17 protein-coding genes are annotated in these 20,123 nt (G+C 39.8%); 15 read left to right on the forward strand and 2 right to left on the reverse strand.

The window, feature by feature from the left end:
• Window positions 1–117: 117 nt before the first annotated feature.
• The 15 genes from ilvB to tnpA all read left to right on the forward strand — a co-directional run bounded on the left by ilvB (window position 118) and on the right by tnpA (window position 18,398).
• Window positions 118–1,884, forward strand: coding sequence for a biosynthetic-type acetolactate synthase large subunit (gene ilvB / locus AAJG31_RS23390; protein WP_279495352.1), 1,767 nt, complete (start codon window positions 118–120; stop codon window positions 1,882–1,884).
• Complete coding sequence (gene ilvN, locus AAJG31_RS23395) at window positions 1,881–2,396, forward strand: acetolactate synthase small subunit (RefSeq protein WP_016991907.1); 516 nt, start codon at window positions 1,881–1,883, stop codon at window positions 2,394–2,396. The genes ilvB and ilvN overlap by 4 nt, the downstream gene beginning before the upstream one ends.
• Before the next feature lie 86 nt (window positions 2,397–2,482).
• On the forward strand, window positions 2,483–3,517 hold the full coding sequence (ilvC, locus tag AAJG31_RS23400; protein ID WP_016991908.1) for a ketol-acid reductoisomerase: 1,035 nt from the start codon (window positions 2,483–2,485) through the stop codon (window positions 3,515–3,517).
• Entirely contained in the window at window positions 3,504–5,039 is a 1,536-nt protein-coding gene (locus AAJG31_RS23405; RefSeq protein ID WP_048392386.1) for a 2-isopropylmalate synthase, read from the forward strand. The genes ilvC and AAJG31_RS23405 overlap by 14 nt, the downstream gene beginning before the upstream one ends.
• A gap of 184 nt (window positions 5,040–5,223) precedes the next feature.
• Window positions 5,224–6,324, forward strand: a complete 1,101-nt coding sequence (gene leuB / locus AAJG31_RS23410) for a 3-isopropylmalate dehydrogenase (protein WP_004231422.1) — start codon at window positions 5,224–5,226, stop codon at window positions 6,322–6,324.
• 17 nt (window positions 6,325–6,341) lie between these two features.
• On the forward strand, window positions 6,342–7,751 hold the full coding sequence (gene leuC, locus AAJG31_RS23415) for a 3-isopropylmalate dehydratase large subunit (RefSeq protein WP_279495346.1): 1,410 nt from the start codon (window positions 6,342–6,344) through the stop codon (window positions 7,749–7,751).
• 33 nt (window positions 7,752–7,784) lie between these two features.
• Window positions 7,785–8,375 carry a 3-isopropylmalate dehydratase small subunit gene (gene leuD, locus AAJG31_RS23420; protein WP_048392388.1) on the forward strand — a complete coding sequence of 197 codons (591 nt, stop codon included), beginning with the start codon at window positions 7,785–7,787 and terminating at the stop codon, window positions 8,373–8,375.
• A 408-nt stretch (window positions 8,376–8,783) separates the two neighbouring features.
• Window positions 8,784–9,668, forward strand: coding sequence for a ribokinase (rbsK, locus tag AAJG31_RS23425; protein WP_279495344.1), 885 nt, complete (start codon window positions 8,784–8,786; stop codon window positions 9,666–9,668).
• A 256-nt stretch (window positions 9,669–9,924) separates the two neighbouring features.
• On the forward strand, window positions 9,925–11,775 hold the full coding sequence (locus tag AAJG31_RS23430; RefSeq protein ID WP_103118362.1) for a dynamin family protein: 1,851 nt from the start codon (window positions 9,925–9,927) through the stop codon (window positions 11,773–11,775).
• Window positions 11,776–11,879: 104 nt separating this feature from the next.
• Window positions 11,880–13,100 (forward strand): RtcB family protein, encoded by a 1,221-nt coding sequence (locus AAJG31_RS23435; protein WP_054550473.1) that lies wholly within the window; start codon window positions 11,880–11,882, stop codon window positions 13,098–13,100.
• 72 nt (window positions 13,101–13,172) lie between these two features.
• Window positions 13,173–14,174: a LacI family DNA-binding transcriptional regulator gene (locus tag AAJG31_RS23440; RefSeq protein WP_231595618.1), complete on the forward strand. Its 1,002-nt coding sequence runs from the start codon at window positions 13,173–13,175 to the stop codon at window positions 14,172–14,174.
• A 100-nt stretch (window positions 14,175–14,274) separates the two neighbouring features.
• Window positions 14,275–15,696 carry an aldehyde dehydrogenase family protein gene (locus tag AAJG31_RS23445; protein ID WP_066037794.1) on the forward strand — a complete coding sequence of 474 codons (1,422 nt, stop codon included), beginning with the start codon at window positions 14,275–14,277 and terminating at the stop codon, window positions 15,694–15,696.
• Window positions 15,697–15,716: 20 nt separating this feature from the next.
• Window positions 15,717–16,562, forward strand: a complete 846-nt coding sequence (locus tag AAJG31_RS23450) for an N-acyl homoserine lactonase family protein (RefSeq protein ID WP_066037793.1) — start codon at window positions 15,717–15,719, stop codon at window positions 16,560–16,562.
• Window positions 16,563–16,579: 17 nt separating this feature from the next.
• Complete coding sequence (locus tag AAJG31_RS23455) at window positions 16,580–17,752, forward strand: iron-containing alcohol dehydrogenase (RefSeq protein ID WP_048392395.1); 1,173 nt, start codon at window positions 16,580–16,582, stop codon at window positions 17,750–17,752.
• Between the two features lie 169 nt (window positions 17,753–17,921).
• Window positions 17,922–18,398, forward strand: coding sequence for an IS200/IS605 family transposase (tnpA, locus tag AAJG31_RS23460; protein ID WP_115673398.1), 477 nt, complete (start codon window positions 17,922–17,924; stop codon window positions 18,396–18,398).
• 209 nt (window positions 18,399–18,607) lie between these two features.
• Here the strand turns inward: tnpA and AAJG31_RS23465 are convergent, their stop codons facing one another.
• Both AAJG31_RS23465 and AAJG31_RS23470 read right to left on the reverse strand, forming a co-directional pair.
• Entirely contained in the window at window positions 18,608–19,117 is a 510-nt protein-coding gene (locus AAJG31_RS23465) for a ferritin (RefSeq protein WP_048392396.1), read from the reverse strand.
• Between the two features lie 199 nt (window positions 19,118–19,316).
• Window positions 19,317–20,078, reverse strand: a complete 762-nt coding sequence (locus AAJG31_RS23470; protein WP_016994674.1) for a TerC family protein — start codon at window positions 20,076–20,078, stop codon at window positions 19,317–19,319.
• Window positions 20,079–20,123: the final 45 nt, after the last annotated feature.

Raw genomic sequence — 20,123 nt, forward strand, 5'->3', positions numbered from 1 at the left:
CAATTGAACAGCCTCTCAACGAAAAGGATGAGAGGAATAGTCAATCCAGCTATTGACACTTCACTAATCTACAACACTGATGTGTGAGTTTGAAAGAAATGAAGGAGGCATAATTTGATGAGTGCGAATGTTTCAATCAATGAACAAGAACAATTAGCTACAACAGCAACAGCTGAACAAACCTATCAAGCGAAGGACGGTGCAGATGTATTAGTGCAGGCATTGCACGATCAAGGGGTTGAAATTGTCTTTGGCTATCCAGGAGGAGCCGTATTACAAATTTATGATGCGATGTATAAAAACCCAATTCGCCATATTTTAACAAGACATGAACAGGGTGCTATTCATGCGGCGGAAGGCTATGCTCGTGTTTCAGGTAAAACGGGCGTTGTTATTGCCACAAGTGGACCTGGTGCAACAAACCTTGTAACAGGTATTGCGGATGCCATGATCGACTCTATTCCATTGGTTGTTTTTACAGGACAGGTTGCGACATCTGTGATCGGTACAGATGCTTTCCAAGAAGCCGATATTATGGGGATTACAACACCGATTACAAAGCACAACTATCAGGTGCAGGATGTCAATGATATTCCCCGCATTGTGAAGGAAGCTTTCCATATCGCTAGCACAGGTCGTAAGGGACCAGTTGTCGTGGATTTCCCAAAAAACGTTTCCCAAATGTTGTTTGATGTAGAGAATCCACCGCAAGCACCTGATGAAATTTATTTACCAGGCTATCAGCCAACATATAAACCAAATTATCTACAAGTCCAAAAGGCGATTCAAGCCATTTCATTGGCAAAAAACCCAATCATCTTAGCGGGTGCAGGTGTTCTTTTTGCGGATGCACGTGAGGAATTAACGACTTTCGCAGAAAAATATCGTATTCCAGTAACGAACACATTGCTAGGATTGGGCTCCATCCATGGTGAACATGACTTATTCCTTGGGATGGCTGGGATGCATGGTACAGCTACAGCAAATACAGCGATCACAAAATCCGATTTATTACTCAATATTGGGGCACGTTTTGATGATCGTCTAACAGGTAATCTAGCTACATTTGCACCAAATGCAACGATTATCCATATCGATATTGATCCTGCTGAAATTGGCAAAAATGTACCGACAGATATTCCAATTGTTGCTGATGCCAAGGAGGCTTTAAAAGCACTATTGAAAAAGGATTTCCAAGGTCCTGATACAGCCGATTGGTTAGCTTATTTAAGGAATCATGCGATGGAATATCCATTATGGTATTGCAAGGATACAAATACGCAAGAAATCCTACCACAAGAGGCATTGCAATTAGTGCACAAGGTAACTGAAGGTAATGCCATTGTGACGACAGATGTTGGGCAGCATCAAATGTGGGCAGCACAATATTATCATTTAAATAATGATCATTCATGGGTAACGTCTGGTGGACTTGGTACGATGGGCTTCGGCTTCCCGGCCGCAATTGGCGCCCAATTTGCGAAGCCAGACAAAAAAGTTATTTCGATTGTAGGAGATGCAGGATTCCAAATGACGGCACAGGAGCTATCCATCCTACAGGAATTTAACTTACCAGTAAAAATAGTGATTTTGAATAATAGCTGTCTTGGCATGGTACGTCAATGGCAACAAACATTCTATGAAGAGCGCTATTCATCATCACTTATGCCGATCCAACCAGATTTTGTTAAGTTAGCGGATGCTTATAACATTAAAGGTTATCGTATTAACACAATCGATGAAGCAGAGTCTATTTTCCATGAGGCACTGCTGTCTGATGAGCCAGTATTAATTGACTGTCGAGTGAAACAGCTTGAATGTGTTTACCCAATGGTAGCACCTGGCACAGGCTTACATGAAATGATTGGGGTGAAAAAAAATTGAAGCGAGTAATTACCGTAACTGTGATTAACCAAAGTGGTGTATTAAACCGTTTGACAGGTTTATTGATGAAGCGTCAGTTCAATATTGAATCGATTACAGTAGGTCATACGGAGCAACCGAATTTTTCAAAGATGACCTTCGTTGTCAACATCGAGGACGAACGCAAAATTGAGCAGCTAGTGAAACAGTTATCCAAGCAAATTGATGTGTTAAAGGTCAATGACATTACCGATAAATCGATTGTTCTGCGAGAGCTAGCACTAGTAAAGGTGATTTCCCCACCAAATTTACGTTTGGAAATGAATTCAATTGTTGAACCGTTCCGCGCCCAAATTATTGATACAGCCAAAAATGTTGTGACGTATCAAGTAGTAGGGCATCCAGAGAAGATTGATGCCTTTATCGAACTCATTCGACCATATGGCATTAAAGAACTTACACGTACAGGGGCAACTGCCTCCGTTCGTGAAACACAAAAAGTCTCAAACCCGCAGCTCTCTATTTTAAAATAGTTTGCATATAAAAATGAATAGCTTTATAGACAGAGCAAGTATCTAAAGCTATAAAAAACAAAACATATTCTAGGAGGAAATTAACAATGGCTACAATGTACTATGAGCAAAATATCAACGAGGACGTATTAAAAGGAAAGAAAATCGCAATTATCGGTTACGGTTCACAAGGTCATGCACATGCTTTAAACCTTAAAGAATCAGGTTTTGACGTGGTAGTAGGGGTTCGTCCAGGTGGATCCTTCGATGCGGCAAAAGCAGATGGTATTGACGTGAAAACAGTGGCTGAAGCAGCACAAGAAGCAGATGTTATCCAAATTCTACTACCAGATGAGCGCCAAAAAGCAGTTTATGAAGCGGAAATTGCGCCACATTTACAAGCTGGTAAAGCATTGATGTTTGCACACGGCTTCAATATCCATTTCGGTCAAATTACACCACCAGCAGACGTTGACGTATTTTTAGTAGCACCAAAAGGACCAGGACATCTAGTTCGTCGTCAATTCCAAGAAGGTGCTGGGGTACCAGGACTATTCGCTATTCACCAAGATGCTACAGGCCAAGCAAAAGATTTAGCACTTGCGTATGGTAAAGGAATCGGTGCTGCACGTGGTGGGCTTCTTGAAACAACATTCAAAGAAGAAACAGAGACAGATTTATTCGGTGAACAAGCGGTACTTTGTGGTGGTGCAACACAACTAGTAAGAGCAGGATTCGAAACATTAGTAGAAGCTGGTTATCAACCAGAATTAGCCTACTTTGAAACACTACATGAGCTTAAATTAATTGTTGACCTAATGTTTGAGGGCGGTATGGCAACAATGCGCTACTCAGTTTCAGATACAGCAGAGTGGGGAGATTATGTTGCAGGACCACGCATTATCGATGAGTCTGTAAAAGCTCGTATGAAAGACGTATTAACAGATATCCAAGATGGTACATTTGCTCGTCGTTGGATTCAAGAAAATGAAAATGGTCGTCCAGAATATACAAAATTCAAAGAAGCTGGTGCGAACCATCAAATCGAAGAAGTAGGCGCAAAACTACGTGCTATGATGCCATTCATCAACGAAGGTAAAGAAAAAGTTGTGAGAGAAGTGGCGACAAGTGCGAAAAATTGATATTTTCGATACTACGCTTCGCGATGGTGAACAATCTGCTGGGATCAACTTAAACACAGCCGAGAAGATTGAAATTGCCAAACAATTAGAGCGCCTTGGTGTGACAATTATAGAAGCAGGATTTCCTGCTTCGTCACCTGGTGACTTTGATGCAGTCCATCGCATTGCAGGTACAGTAAAAAATTCCATTGTGACGGGGCTAGCTCGCTGTATCCAAAAGGATATTGATGCTACATGGGAAGCGATAAAAGTAGCACAACAGCCACATATTCACATTTTTCTAGCCACATCACCTATTCATATGGAATACAAATTAAAAAAATCCCCTGAGCAAGTGGTGGAGCAAGCGGTAGAGGCTGTTAAATACGCTAAAAAGTACTTCCCACTTGTACAATGGTCTGCCGAGGATGCATTCCGCTCTGATCGTGAATTTTTAGTGCGAATTATGAACGAAGTGGTTGCTGCTGGTGCAACAACGATTAATGTTCCAGACACTGTAGGGTATGCATCCCCGCAAGAATATGGTGCATTATTTAAGTTCCTACTGGAAAATGTCAAAGGTGCTGACAAAGTGAAATTCTCTGCCCATTGTCATGATGATTTAGGGATGGCAACAGCTAACACGATTGCCGCAATAGAAAATGGTGCTGCACAAGTCGAAGGAACAATCAATGGTATCGGCGAACGCGCAGGTAATGTAGCACTCGAGGAAATTGCTGTAGCACTTCATATTCGCAAGGATATTTATCAGGTGCAAACGGGCATTCAGTTGCAAGAAATTAAACGTACGTCTCAATTAGTCAGTAAATTGACAAATGTTGTGATTCAGCCAAATAAAGCGATTGTAGGAAGAAATGCTTTTGCACACGAATCGGGCATCCATCAAGACGGTGTCTTAAAAAATCCAGAAACCTATGAAATTATTTCACCTGCTTTAATCGGCGAAGGTGAGATTCCATTAGTTCTCGGGAAACATTCTGGTCGTGCAGCATTCCGTGATCGTGCGGAAACAATGGGCTTCCATCTTTCTGATGAAAAGTTGAACAAAGCATTTGTGGAATTTAAAAAATTGGCTGATCGTAAAAAAGAAATTACAGAGGAAGATTTACTTACTCTTCTTACTGAGCAACAAGTTCAAGTAGAAGATGTACCACTCTTTGAGTTGAAAATGGTGCAGGTGCAATATGGTACTGAAAATATTCCTACAGCTACAGCCATTGTGCTTACACCTGAGGGACTAGAAAAAACCGTTGTAGCTACTGGCTCTGGTTCTGTAGAAGCAATTTTTAATACACTGGAGCAACTTGTACCTGGAGCTGTACATGTCATTGATTACCGTGTGACTTCGGTTGGCAAAGGACGAGATGCACTGGGTGAAGCGGTTATTAATATTCGCTATGATGAGGTTTCGACTACAGGCCGTAATTCCTCTCAAGATGTTTTAGAAGCATCGGCAAAAGCTTATTTAAATGCTATTAACCGTCATTTAATTCAAGCAAGCCTTCGCGCACATCCTGTATAGGTTTCTGAGGTAGTGAATTGTATGAAGTACCATTCACAAGTCGGATGCAATGATGTCATGGCGTATTGTATCAATTAACCAAAAATTACGCTTAGACGTAATGACTACGCTCACCTCGATAAAAGGTAGGTGAGCGTCTTTACTAAATTAGCGAATACGCTATACAAAGAAAGGTGTTTTGACGATGGAGAGAAAAATTACAGTACTTCCCGGTGATGGAATTGGGCCAGAGGTTGTTGCTTCTGCTGTACGTGTATTACAGGTGATTGGTAAACGATTTAATCATACATTTCATTTAGGATATGCAACAATTGGTGGTGCTGCGATTGACCAGCACAATAATCCATTACCTGATGAAACAATCGAGATGTGTGAAAATAGTGATGCGATTTTATTAGGAGCTGTAGGTGGTCCAAAGTGGGATCAAAACCCTCCTGAATTGCGCCCAGAAAAAGGGTTACTGCGAATTCGGAAACACTTCGATTTATTTGCCAATCTACGTCCAGTAAAGGCGTTCCCGAGTTTACTAGATGCTTCACCATTAAAGCGTGAAGTGGCTGAGAACGTTGATTTAATGATTGTACGTGAACTAACAGGCGGCGTATACTTCGGGGAACCACGTATGCGTACTGAAAATGGCGCAATTGATACAACGGTTTACTCTAAAGCAGAGGTAGAGCGTATCGTTGAAAATGCCTTTGAACTAGCACGTTTACGTGGTGGCAAATTATGCTCTGTTGACAAGGCGAATGTGCTTGAAACAAGTCGCTTATGGCGTGAAGTTGTAGAAGCAAAGAAAAAAGAGTATCCAGATGTAATCGTAGAACATAACCTAGTAGACTCTGTCGCAATGAAACTTATTACAAATCCTGGACACTATGATGTAGTCGTTACTGAAAATATGTTTGGTGATATTTTAAGTGATGAAGCATCTGTTATTACTGGTTCTCTAGGTGTTTTACCATCCGCATCCATTCGTGGTGATAATTTTGGCTTATATGAACCAGTACATGGCTCCGCACCAGAAATTGCAGGGCAAGGTGTAGCAAATCCTGCTGCAACCATTTTATCCGTAGCGATGATGCTGCAATATTCATTTGGCTTAAAAGAAGAAGCAGCAGAAATTGAACGCGCGGTAAGTGCAGTATTTGATGATGGCTACTTTACAGCAGATCTTGCTCGTGACGGCAGTCGTATTTTATCGACTAATGAATGGACAGATAAGGTAATTAACGAAATTGATACTAGCTTTGTATCACAAAGTATTATGACAACATATATTTAAAGAAATAGGTGAAGACAATGGGTAAAAATATAATTGAAAAGATTTGGGATAAACATGTTGTTTATCAGGAAGAGGGCAAACCGGACCTGTTATATATTGATCTTCATTTAATTCATGAAGTAACATCTCCGCAAGCTTTTGAAGGGTTACGCATGAACGGACGTAAAGTGCGTCGTCCTGATTTAAGCTTTGCGACAATGGATCATAACGTACCAACAAAAAATTTACCAACTATCCATGATCCCATTGCGCGCAATCAAATCGAAACATTAGCTAAAAATGCTGAGGAATTTGGCGTTGAGTTAGCGGGCATGGGTCACCCTGACCAAGGGATTGTCCATGTGATTGGGCCAGAGCTTGGATTAACACAGCCTGGTAAAACCATTGTTTGTGGTGATTCTCATACATCGACTCACGGTGCCTTCGGGGCCATTGCATTTGGTATTGGAACATCAGAGGTGGAGCATGTATTATCGACGCAAACATTATGGCAAAATAAGCCGAAAACGATGGAGATTCGTGTTGAAGGGGAGCTACCAGTTGGGGTAGCGGCAAAGGATATTATTCTAGCCATCATTGCCAAGTTCGGAATAGGTGTTGGTACAGGACATATTGTGGAATTCACTGGAGAGGCTATCCACAAACTATCTATGGAAGAACGCATGACGATTTGTAATATGTCAATTGAGGCAGGCGCAAAAGCAGGGCTTATCTCACCTGACCAAACAACAGTCGATTATATTCGTGGACGCAAATATGCACCGCAGGGAGAAAAATTGGAAGAAGCAGCCGCTTACTGGTTAAGTCTTGCTTCAGACGAAGATGCAACGTACGATACGGTTCGTATTATAAAAGCTGAAGAAATTGAACCAATCATTACGTGGGGAACAAACCCATCGATGGGTACTGGTGTTTCTGGGCATGTTCCAACACAAGCAGATTATGAGGATGAATCAGACAAGGCGGCACTTCAAAAAGCACTTGCCTATATGGGCTTAGAGGAAGGCCAGCCATTAACATCCATTGACATCCAGCATGTCTTCATTGGCTCCTGTACAAACTCACGCATTAGTGATTTGCGTGCAGCTGCTGATGTTATCAAAGGGCGTAAGGTGCATGACAAGGTCACAGCCATCGTTGTCCCAGGCTCACATACAACGAAAAAACAAGCAGAGGCAGAAGGTTTAGATAAAATATTTATGGATGCAGGCTTTGAATGGCGAGAGTCTGGTTGCTCGATGTGTCTTGCGATGAATGATGACATCGTACCAGCTGGAGAACGCTGTGCCTCTACCTCAAACCGCAACTTTGAAGGACGTCAGGGCGCTGGAGCTCGTACACATTTAGTGTCACCACCAATGGCAGCAGCCGCTGCGATTGCAGGTCACTTCGTCGATGTACGTGAATTTGTGAAGGAAACAGTGTAAGTCTTGCTTTACTCGGGAAGGGATGATTGAAAAATGGAACCAATTAATATCGTAAATAGTGTCATCACACCACTTGATCGAAAAAATGTTGATACCGATCAAATTATTTCAAAAGAATTTCTAAAACGTATTGAGCGCACAGGTTTTGGACAGTTTTTATTTTACCATTGGCGTTTCGATGCACAAGGGAATGAAATAGCTGACTTTGTATTAAATAAACCTGAATTTAAAGAATCTAAAATTCTAGTGGCGCAAGATAATTTCGGCTGTGGCTCCTCTCGTGAACATGCACCATGGGCAATTTTAGATTACGGTTTTAACGTTGTGATTGCACCTTCTTTTGCAGATATTTTCCATAATAACTGCTTCAAAAACGGTATCTTACCGATTAAGCTAACAGAATCGGAATGTGATGCTATTTTAGCAAAAGGCTTAGCAAAGCCCTATAGTATGGAAGTAAATCTTGCAGAGCAAACCGTAACAGGGGAAGATGGTACAGTCTATCATTTTACAATTGACCCATACTATAAAGAAACGTTACTGAATGGCTGGGATGAAATCGCCTTAACCTTTAAATATGAGGACCACATTGCCGCATATGAGGCGAAGCGAGTAGCCTATTAATTGATATGACTGAAGACAAATTTGATGTTGTCTTCAGTTTTTTTGTGTTTGTAGTGCATTTCCTATATGAAATTATTTATAATTAAGGAAACATCAAATGCGAAGGTGGCACTATGTTATCATTATAAAAATATTTGTATATTAAAGGACAAATCCAGCCAGTTTTTGAAAGCGCCATCTGAAGCATTGCTTCGCATAACAGGAAGATAGCCTGAGTGACTAGATCGTTTTCATTTAACGAGTAAAAGAAGCTCGTATCGATTTACAGTAAGTGAAAGAATTTAGGGCATCCCTAAAACAGTCGATAGGTTTTTAGTTTATACGAATTTTTATATTGTTAAGCTACTGAAATGATACTACTCATTTCAGTTGTTTTTTGTTTGATCAAAAGATGAAAGGTGGAATTCCATGATTACAGTTATAGGAAGTTTAAATATGGATTTAGTTGTACAAATGAATGCTTTTCCAAAGCAGGGGGAAACCATTCTAGGTAACTCGTTTCAAACAGTTCCAGGAGGAAAAGGGGCTAATCAAGCAGTTGCCGCAGCTCGTCTTGGCAGCGAGGTGGCGATGGTTGGCTGTTTAGGGAATGATCATTTTGGTGAGACATTACATGCTGCTTTACAGCAAGAGCAGATTCAGACAAACGCCATTGTAAAAAGCACCACTGCTCCTACAGGAATTGCTAATATACTTATTTACAATAACGATAATCGAATTGTTGTCGTACCTGGAGCTAATTATGACCTAAGCATATCCCATCTTGAAGCTTCAAAAGAGTTGATACAAAAAAGTCACTTGGTAATTATACAGCTTGAAATCCCTAAAGAGACGACAGCCCATGCCATTCATTTATGTAAAGAAGCGGGTGTTCCGATACTGTTAAACCCTGCTCCAGCAGCCAATTTTGATGTGCAGTGGATGGATGATATTACCTATTTAACACCTAACGAGACAGAATGTGCTGAAATTTTTAAGGAGCCAGTGGAACAAGTTTTAGAAAAATATCCTAATAAATTAATCGTGACGCTAGGAAGTGATGGTGCACGTTATTTCGATGGCTCCTATCCAATTCATGTTCCAGGTTATATGACAACAGTCGTGGATACAACGGGCGCAGGTGATACCTTTAATGGTGCTTTAGCCTATGCTTTAGTAGAAGGGCAATCGTTGGATGAGGCTGTATATTTTGCTAATATCGCTGCTTCCTTATCTGTAGAGAAACTAGGTGCCCAAGGTGGAATGCCATTACTTGGAGCTGTTTATGCACGTATAGCTGGTTTGGAGGGATAGGACAAAGGTCAGCTATTCAGCAACCTTGGAGAGAAATCTCCAAGCCTAATACTTCTAAACTCATAGCTGGGACTATTCCCTTTAGTCTGTGTAGCAATCATATATGAAGCAGACAGGAAATAGGTGTAAGGATGAATTCCTATTTGTCGTATAAACGTATAAGTATATTGTCCTCTTTTCATCAATCCATGTATTAGAAAAGCCATAGTTTCATTTATAATGGTCTTATAGATACATACGAAAAGAGGTTTTGAGGATGACGAACATTGACAATACGCCAATCGAAAATACAACCTCAGCGAATAATATTTTGCCGCAATTTGTTGACCAACTACGACACTTGTATGGCATCATCGTCCAAAATACATATGTGAAAGATACAGCAAAACATTTAAATCGAATCATTCAAGATGCCAATAACCAGACGATGATTTTAATAGTTGGAAAAGAGCGGGTGGGCAAAACAACACTTGTGAATGGACTTCTAGGACGCGAAATATTATCGGTAGATGATCAGCATCCAACAAGTGTAAATACGTTTATACGCTACGGCGAGCAAGAAGAGATTAAAGCTTATTTTTTAGATGGTGTTGTCGCTGTATTTGATCTCAGTAAATTAGAGCTACTAACAACTGGCGATACGTTTGCTTCCCAGATTTTACGTGAACACTTAGATTACCTAGAAGTCTATTTGAAAAATGATTTATTAAAATCCGTGACAATAATTGATTCTGTGTCATTAGAAGCAGGCGGAGGAGAAATGGCTTATTTTTCAGAGGCGCTTATGAACCGTGTTGATGAAATTTTCTGGGTGTTACGCGCTGGTTCAATGGCAATGGATGCTGAACTTCTCTTGATTGAAACGTTAAAGAATAAAGGTGTTGAACCTTTATGTGTCATCAACGGCATCGATGATGAGGAACATGCCACAGCATTTATGGACTCTGAACAACAACGTATTGGTCATTTGATGAGTGATTTTATAGGGATTTCAGCAATTAATGCACTAGTAGCCAAACAAACAGACAGTCATGAGCTTTGGCAAAAAAGTCAGTATGATCAATTAATTGCTCACATTCATCGTGTGGCTGAAAATAGTGATAAAAAAACATATGCCATCCTAATTCGCTTCTTACAATGGCTTGAACGATTCCGCTTCGAATTAACTGTAATTCCACAACGAGATCCATTTCAATCTGCTGTAGAGAATATAGAAAAATATGCAGGCGATACCCAATATGAATATTCTCGCTATCAACGTGACTTAGCAATTGTCAAAGAATATGAGCAAGAATATGAACAGGTAGCGAACACGTTTAAACAGGTTCAAACACTGTATCAGCTATTACAAACGATAGCGCAACATGATTATTTACACGATTCCAAGGTGGAAGAATTTACTGAAATTGCTGTGCACTATCAACAAATGTTGCGTGAATACCGCAACATGCACAGTGAGTATTTACGCGAATATGAGCGTTTAGATGCACAACATAAAAAAATTCATGGTAAAGGTCTTATGAAAGCTTTCTTTGGCCAACATACGCAAAATGAATTTTTCAAAGAGCGTGTTCAAAAACTCAATGAGCAGCAAGAGGTTTGTGTCGCCCAATATGCCAAGGTACAACAAGCAGAGGTTTCAATGCTACAGGCGATTCGAGATACCCAACCTTTTTTGATTGATTTAGTGAAAGTACGCATGAGCCGTATCGAACAAAAGGTACAGAAACTAAATCAACAGCGTGCAAAAGATAAGCGTCAGTTAAAGCGCTATGCTGAAAAATTAAATGAATTTTCTTGCTTAATCGAAGCACAGGGTTATATAAAAGAGCATCTTCAACCATTTTTAATGAATGAGCAAATGCCGTTGAAATCGAAGGATATTGCCATGCTTGAGGAAACTGTGCAGGCTATTTTAGCCATTGATTTATCAAACAATGGCTTACTCGCAAGAAGTCAAATGAATAATAAAATGGAAAGTATTGCAATACCTTTTGAGGTGCGAGAAAAATATCCCCTGCAAATGCTTGACTTAAGGGAAGAAGATGTAAAATCAAATGATATACCCGAAATACCTAAAAAATTAGTTGTACAATATGAAGATTAGGTTTTCACCAAACGTTCTAAAAGTAGCATGCTTTTAGAACGTTTTCTTTATGATATGAAACAAATCATTCCAGTTTTACGTATAAGTAGTAAGGAGGGATACACTTGATTGAAATAAATGGACGCTTCACGAATGCAAAAATCTTTGCGCAAACAGCATTACAAACAGCTGTTGATCAGATTCAAGAATTAACAGACCAGGCTTTTATGGCAGGCACTAAAGTACGTATTATGCCAGATTATCATGCGGGTAAAGGATGTGTCATTGGCACGACCATCCAATTGCAAGACCGTGTTGTACCCAATCTTGTCGGCATTGATGTGGGGTGTGGTGTATTTGTAGCACAACTTGACGTAACAACAGTTGATTTTGCTCAACTCGATGCCATCATTCGCACATATGTACCAAGTGGGCAGGATATTCATAAAGAAGTATCGCCAAGCCGACATTTTGTAGAGTTTGAAGGTAAACAATTTCGAGCAAGCGGCTTGAAAGACGACTATACGAACTTGTCATTAGGTACACTTGGGGGAGGCAACCATTTTATTGAACTTGCCAAAGATGAAGATGATCAGCACTATTTGCTCATCCATACGGGGTCACGCTATGTAGGGGCAAAGGTTGCTAATTGGCATCAAAAAAGAGCTTATGAAAATTTACGTCGAGAAGATTTGACAGAAAAAATAGAGGCAATGAAACAGCAAGGACGACAACAAGAGATTCAATCCATGATACAAGCCTATAAAGAACAAACACCGTTCGTTCCGAAAGACTTGTCATATTTAGAGGGGGAAGCTTTCCATGATTATATCCATGATATGAAGATTGCACAGCAATTTGCACGGATGAATCGTTGGACCATTGCAGAAACCATTGCTAAACAGATGGATTGGCATTTTACAGATACGTTTGATACGATTCATAACTATATCGATACAGAAACGATGACGCTTCGCAAAGGGGCTGTTCGTGCAAATAAAGATGAAAAGCTAGTTATTCCAATGAATATGCGGGATGGATCTCTGATTTGTATAGGGAAAGGCAATGCGGAATGGAATTATTCAGCCCCCCATGGAGCAGGACGCATGTTTTCACGACGCGCAGCGAAAAAAGCTTTGAATATGGCCGATTTTAAAGATACGATGCAGGGGATTTGGACAACATCAGTCAATGAAGAAACATTGGATGAGGCACCAATGGCCTATAAGCCGATGACAGAAATTACTTCTGCGATTAGGGAAACTGTAGATATTGTCAAAGTTATTAAACCTGTTTATAACTTTAAAGCGAGTGAAGCTGCAAAGCCATATGAGCGAAAGCGTTAAGGTAGAGAAGGAATCATCACTATAATCATTATTCTATAGATGATATAATATAGCTTCACAATGATGAAATGGGTGGTTTTTTTGGTATCTTCAAAAGATGTGGCGAAGCATGCTGGTGTCTCACAAACAACTGTATCTAGAGTATTGAATACACCAGAGCTTGTAAAGCCAAAAACAATTGAAAAAGTAATGCAGGCGATAGAGGAACTAAACTATGTGCCAAATGATATAGCAAGATCGCTTGTTCAGAAAAAAACAGGTATTATTACATTGATTTCGGGGCCCTTACACAACCCTTTTTTTGTTGATACAACTACAGCCATCGTGAATTATGTTAATGCACGTGGCTATAAAGTTAATGTCTATTTTGGCACAGAGGATAATCTTAATTCAATCTACAATGCCGTTTTAGAAACGAAAGCAGACGCAATTATATTGTCTTCTATGTTGTATCAAGATGATTTATTTTATAAACTAGAAAAACTAGCTATTCCATTTATTATGTTTAACCGTAAGCATAAAGAGAATAGACATTTTGTAGAAATTGATAATGTTCAAGCAGGTTACCTTGCGACCAAGCATGTCCTATCATTAGGGCATGACTCTTTATGTTGGATAGGGGGTCCACATCAAATGAGTACCTTCTATGGACGCTATCTGGGATTTGAACAAGCTTTACAGGATTATGGGCTAGATGCAAAATTAGTGCCTACTTTTTTAACGAACACCAATAAAATGGATATTGAACGTGCGTTTGCAGAGCTTTTACAACTCGAAAAAAGACCAACAGCTATTTGTGCTGCTACGGATGCCATTGCCATTGAAATATTGAATCTTTGTTTAGAGAGAGGTTTTCAGGTTCCGAGAGATTTTAATATCATTGGTATTGATAATGTAGAGCTTAGTAAACATCACTCTATTGCCTTAACAACTGTAGGTTTAACATCAGAAGAGAACTTAGGTTTTATTGCTATCGAAAAATTATTTGAGGTAATGGAGAAAAAAAGTACTTGCATTAGACAAACAGAGTCTGTTAAGATTTTCCCAAGAAATACAACGTGTAAAATAAACTGATAGACCATCAGTTTATTTTTTACACCAAAATGGTTACGTATTCATTTCTTTATTTTCTGAAATGAATACGTAACCATAAAAAGAAAGGAGTGAATTACGATTGAAAAAGGGCTTATGGATTAATGGAGAATGGAAGATGACTGCTGAATGGATGGAGATCCAATCTCCCTATTCACAAGAGGTATTGGCACACTTTGCGATGGCCACTGAAAAAGATGTACAGGAGGCCATTGAAAGTGCGCATGCTGCAGCTCCTCAAATGGCTGCATTAACTGCTTTTCAACGAGCAGAGATTTTAGAGCAGTTATCCACCCTTTTTGCAGAAAATAGAGATGAAGCAGCAAGTATCATTGCAATGGAATCAGCCAAACCGTTAAAGTATGCTTACGCTGAAATTGATCGCACAGTTGAAACCTATAAATTTGCGGCAGAAGAAGCAAAGCGACTTACTGGTGAAATGGTTCCAATGGATGCATCAAAAAATGGAGAGGGGCGCTTTGCTTATACATTAAGAGAGCCAATCGGTGTTGTGGCAGCGATTACACCATTTAACTTTCCGCAAAATCTAGTAGCACACAAAGTTGGGCCAGCATTAGCTGCAGGCAATACGATTGTATTGAAACCTGCCACACAAACAGCGCTATCCGCCCATTTTTTGGCAAAACTATTGGCGCAAACAAATTTACCAGCAGGTGCCTTTAATCTTGTAACTGGACAAGGTAAATTAGTAGGCGATGCATTTTTAGCACATCCAAATGTTAAGATGATAACGTTTACAGGAAGTCCAGCGGTAGGGATTTCTCTACGCAATCGTGCAGGCTTGAAGAAAGTAACCTTAGAATTAGGTTCCAATGCAGGCGTAATTATCGATGAAGGGGTACAGCTAGAGCGTATTATGGATCGCATTGTGATGGGGGCCTTTTCCAACCAAGGTCAAGTCTGTATTTCTTTACAACGTATCTATGTCATGGAAAGTATGGTGGAGGAATTTTTAATTCGGCTGAAGGAAAAAATAGAGCAGCTTACAATTGGTGATCCAATGGATAATCAAACAGATCTTGCTATGATGATTTCACAAGCTGAACAACAGCGTGCTTATCAATGGATTGAAGAGGCAGTAGCTGAAGGGGCACAAGTAATTACAGGTGGTCACATTGACAATCATATTTTATTGCCCACTGTTTTATATAATGTTCAACCACAGAGTCGTGTATCCTGTGAAGAAATTTTTGCACCTGTTGTTATCGTTAATACGGTATCCACCATTGATGAAGGGATAGCGGCTATCAATGATTCTCACTATGGCCTACAGGCAGGCATCTTCACTCCTTCTATTCAGACAGCTTTTCAGGCTACAAAAGCATTGCACGTTGGTGGAGTCATCATTAATGATGTACCTACTTATCGAGTAGATCACATGCCATATGGTGGTGTAAAGGAAAGCGGCACAGGCCGTGAAGGCATTAAATATGCGTTAGAAGAAATGACGGAAATGAAGCTAGTAATTTGGAATAACCAATAATCACGAATGGAGATGGGAAAATGAAAATGATTAAACAACATCCAAAATTGTATGTGATGGACAATGGTACGATGCGAATGGATAAAAATTATATGATTGCGATGCACAATCCCGCAACCATCGATCATCCAAACCAGCCAAATGAATTTGTTGAATTCCCTGTTTATACAGTATTGATTGATCATCCAGAAGGCAAAATTCTATTTGATACTGCATGCAATCCAAACTCGATGGGTCCAGAAGGGCGATGGGGTGAATTTACGCAAAAAGCATTTCCTATTAATATGCCAGAAGAATGCTATTTACATCATCGTCTAGAAGAATTAAATGTTCGTCCAGAGGATATCAAATATGTTGTTGCTTCCCATTTGCATCTCGACCATGCAGGGTGCTTAGAACTCTTTACAAATGCCACAATTATTGTACAGGAAGATGAGTTTAATGGCACATTACAAACATATGCTAGAAACGTGAAAGACGGTGCCTATGTTTGGGGTGACATTGATATGTGGATTAAAAACAATCTACAATGGCGCTTAATCAAACGTGGCGAGGATCATGTAAAACTAGCTGATGGGATACAAGTATTAAATTTTGGTAGTGGTCATGCTTGGGGAATGCTAGGTTTGCATATTCAAATGCCTGACACAGGTGGTATTATTTTAGCCTCAGATGCCATTTATACGGCAGAAAGCTTTGGTCCTCCTGTCAAGCCACCAGGCATTATCTACGATTCTGTAGGTTATAATACAACAGTGGAACGGATTCGAAGACTAGCAAATGAAACAAATTCACAGGTATGGTTTGGCCATGATCCTATTCAATTTAAATCATTTAGAAAATCAACGGAAGGCTATTATGAATAGATAGGAGTAGAGAAGCCATGCATAAATTAACCTTTACGCCTGCTAGCTATACTGGCTGGGGCTGTTTGAGTCAGCTTCTGCTAGAGGTAAAGAAGTTTAACGCTCACAATATTTTGATCGTGACAGATCCATTATTAAAAGAAATAGGTCTAACGGACAATGTTGAAAAGCCTTTGATTGAGAAAGGCTATACAACAACCATTTATACGGATATTGCACCAGAGCCTCCGCTTGCAATTGGCGAAAAACTGGTTGATTTTACGAGAAAGCATCCATTTGATTTGGTGATTGGTGTAGGTGGGGGCAGTGCACTGGATTTAGCAAAGCTTGCCGCCGTATTAGCAAAACATGATGGAAAAGTTGCAGATTATTTAAACCTAACAGGAACGAAAACATTAGATAATAAAGGGTTACCTAAAATCTTAATTCCTACCACTTCTGGGACAGGCTCGGAGGTAACAAATATTTCTGTGCTATCACTGGATACAACCAAGGATGTCGTGACACATGATTATTTATTAGCGGATGTAGCGATTGTAGATCCTGCCTTAACGATTTCCTTACCATCGAAGGTGACAGCGGCGACTGGGGTAGACGCGTTAACTCATGCGATAGAAGCCTACGTATCAGTAAATGCGAATGCAGTAACGGATGCACTTGCACTACAAGCTATCCGATTAATTAGCCAGTCAATCCGAACAGCTGTCCATAATGGACAAGACAAGCAAGCGCGCACAGATATGAGTTATGGCAGCTATTTAGCAGGATTAGCCTTTTTCAATGCCGGTGTAGCAGGCGTCCATGCTTTAGCCTATCCCCTGGGAGGTCAGTTCCATATAGCTCATGGTGATTCCAATGCAGTACTATTACCATATGTCATGGGGTATATTCGTCAAAGCTGTGAAAAACGAATGAAAGATATTTTAGATGCCATGGGAATATCATCATCCTATTTATCGCAAGAAGAGGCTTCCTATAAATGTGTTGATGCCTTACAACAACTCGTTCAAGATGTGAAAATTCCCTCAACATTACAAGGATTCAATATCCCTGCATCAGCACTTGAACAGCTAACAGAGGATGCTACAAAACAAACGCGTATTTTAGCGCGAAGTCCAATGCCATTAGAGCGTGAAGATATCTATCAAATCTATCAAGCTGCCTTTGATGGAGTGGTAAGAGAACCATAAAGAACCTGAGAAACGTTGATTTTTCAACGTTTCTCTTTTATTGTATATTTTGAAAACCCCTTGCTATGCGAGGGGTTCCAAAGAGCTTCTAGCTATGGACAAGAAAAAAACCCCAGCCGTACAATGAAATCAGGTCTGGTCAACCGACTTCGTACGAAAGGGGCTCCAAATGGATAATAAAAGTTTAGCACACACGACATGGAATTGTAAGTATCACATCGTCTTTGCGCCAAAATATAGAAGGCAGATTATTTATGGACAAATCAAAGCAGATATAGGTAGAATTCTTCGCCAGTTATGTGAAAGAAAAGGAGTAGAAATCATTGAAGCCACAGCCTGTCCTGATCACATTCATATGTTGGTGAGTATTCCACCAAAAATAAGTGTTTCATCGTTTGTGGGTTATTTGAAAGGGAAGAGTAGTTTAATGATATTCGATCGGCATGCGAACCTGAAATACAAATATGGAAATAGGAAGTTTTGGTGTCGCGGATATTATGTAGATACAGTAGGACGAAACAGAAAAATCATACAGGAATATATAAAAAATCAATTGCAAGAGGATATTCTTGAGGATCAAATGACCATGAAAGAATTCATTGATCCATTTACAGGAGAAGAAATACAAGCAAAAAAGCGAAAATAATAAAACCACTTTAGTGGTAGCGTGAAAACGGAGTGCGGTTGGCGGACCTTTCAGTGTGTCTTTAGACATGGGCCAGTACCCCAGCGTTTCACGCGTAGAGCAAACCACCAGTTAGACTGGTGGTTCTGATTGCATCTTTTGAAAATCCCACAAGCAAGATAGATACCTAAAAAAATCTGCCTTAATGGCAGATTTTTTTATAAGAAATATTATGCTTCTGTATCTGGTGTAAATGTACGTGTAGCCAATTCTGCATCTAGCATAAAGATTGCGTTTGAGTCAGTTTCGATACGCTCGATTTTACGAATTAATGTATCAAATGTAGATTCTTCTTCTACTTGCTCGTCGATAAACCATTTTAAGAAGGCCATTGTCGCATGCTCACGTTCATCTAAAGCAATGTCTGATAAATTGTAAATACGGCGTGTTACTTCTTTTTCGTGTGATAGAGCCGTTTTAAAGGCATCTAAAATGGATTCGAAATGATTGCCTGGGCTTTCAAAACCTTGAATTGTTGCGCGGTAGCCCATATCACTTAAGAAATTATAAAATTTCATGGCATGGAAGCGTTCTTCTTCTGCTTGTACTAAAAAGAAGTTAGCGAAGCCATCATAATCTTGATCTGTGCAATAGGCTGCCATTGCCATATAGGCATGCGCAGAGTAGAATTCAAAATTCATTTGTTCATTAAGAGCTGTGTGTAGTTTTTCAGATAACATAAAAGTTTTCCTCCTTTTGCAGTAAATGACTTCTTTACTAGTATACAGCGTAGAGGCAGTAACATACAAAAAATTTAATTTTTAAAGCAATTCATGCAAAAAATAATTGATATTCGTTCTCAATTAGAAAATACCTTCTTTTATATTTTTAAGAAAATAAAAAAATCGCCCCGATCGTAATCGAAGCGATTTTTCATTATTATTGTTCTTGTTTCTTTTGATTTTTGACACCGATTAGGTAGCCACCTAATGCGATAGCAATTAAGACAATCCAGAAAATAGCTTTCCAAAGAGTGGAGTGGGGGAATTCGTGTGGAATCACACCCAATTTTTCATGTGCTAATGTTAATACAGCTAATTTTACACCAACCCAGCCGACAATTAGGAAAGCAGCTGTTTCAAGTGATGGGAATTTGTCGAGAACCTTTACAAACCAACGAGCTGCGAAACGCATCATGATGACACCAATAATACCACCTAAGAACATCACTGCGAACTGACCTGCGTTAATACCGCCAATATCAAAATCACCGATATGTGGAAGTGTGACAGCAATGGCAACCGCCGCAAGAATAGAATCCACAGCAAATGCGATATCAGCAAGTTCTACTTTTACAACCGTCATCCAGAAGCCAGATTGTTTTTTCGGCTCTTGAATTTCTTCGGAGTTTTGAGATGCTTTCCGCGAATCATAAATATGCTTAATAGACATAAACAGTAGATAAGCGGCACCTATTGCTTGAATCTGCCAGAAATTAACGAGCGTTGTAATAAGGAATAATGCGGCAAAACGGAAAACAAACGCCCCCACCAATCCATACAATAAAGCTTTTTGTTGTTGTGCCTTTGGTAAATGCTTAACCATAACAGCCATTACGACGGCGTTGTCTGCTGCTAACAAACCTTCTAGTACAATTAATACGACAAGTACCCATGCGTATTCTAAAAATATTGCCTCCAAATTTATTGCCTCCTTTAATTGTTGAACAGAAATGAATGGCTTGCT

It is taken from the genome of Lysinibacillus sp. BS3 (assembly GCF_039614735.1).
Taxonomy (GTDB): Bacteria; Bacillota; Bacilli; order Bacillales_A; family Planococcaceae; genus Lysinibacillus; species Lysinibacillus capsici.

Coding starts and splice junctions, on each gene's coding strand:
- AAJG31_RS23450 (WP_066037793.1), top strand. CDS start 15,717: ATGAAAATGATTAAACAACATCCAAAATTGTATGTGATGGACAATGGT.
- AAJG31_RS23465 (WP_048392396.1), bottom strand. CDS start 19,117: ATGTTATCTGAAAAACTACACACAGCTCTTAATGAACAAATGAATTTT.
- leuD (WP_048392388.1), top strand. CDS start 7,785: ATGGAACCAATTAATATCGTAAATAGTGTCATCACACCACTTGATCGA.
- ilvB (WP_279495352.1), top strand. CDS start 118: ATGAGTGCGAATGTTTCAATCAATGAACAAGAACAATTAGCTACAACA.
- rbsK (WP_279495344.1), top strand. CDS start 8,784: ATGATTACAGTTATAGGAAGTTTAAATATGGATTTAGTTGTACAAATG.
- leuC (WP_279495346.1), top strand. CDS start 6,342: ATGGGTAAAAATATAATTGAAAAGATTTGGGATAAACATGTTGTTTAT.
- AAJG31_RS23455 (WP_048392395.1), top strand. CDS start 16,580: ATGCATAAATTAACCTTTACGCCTGCTAGCTATACTGGCTGGGGCTGT.
- leuB (WP_004231422.1), top strand. CDS start 5,224: ATGGAGAGAAAAATTACAGTACTTCCCGGTGATGGAATTGGGCCAGAG.
- AAJG31_RS23430 (WP_103118362.1), top strand. CDS start 9,925: ATGACGAACATTGACAATACGCCAATCGAAAATACAACCTCAGCGAAT.
- tnpA (WP_115673398.1), top strand. CDS start 17,922: ATGGATAATAAAAGTTTAGCACACACGACATGGAATTGTAAGTATCAC.
- ilvC (WP_016991908.1), top strand. CDS start 2,483: ATGGCTACAATGTACTATGAGCAAAATATCAACGAGGACGTATTAAAA.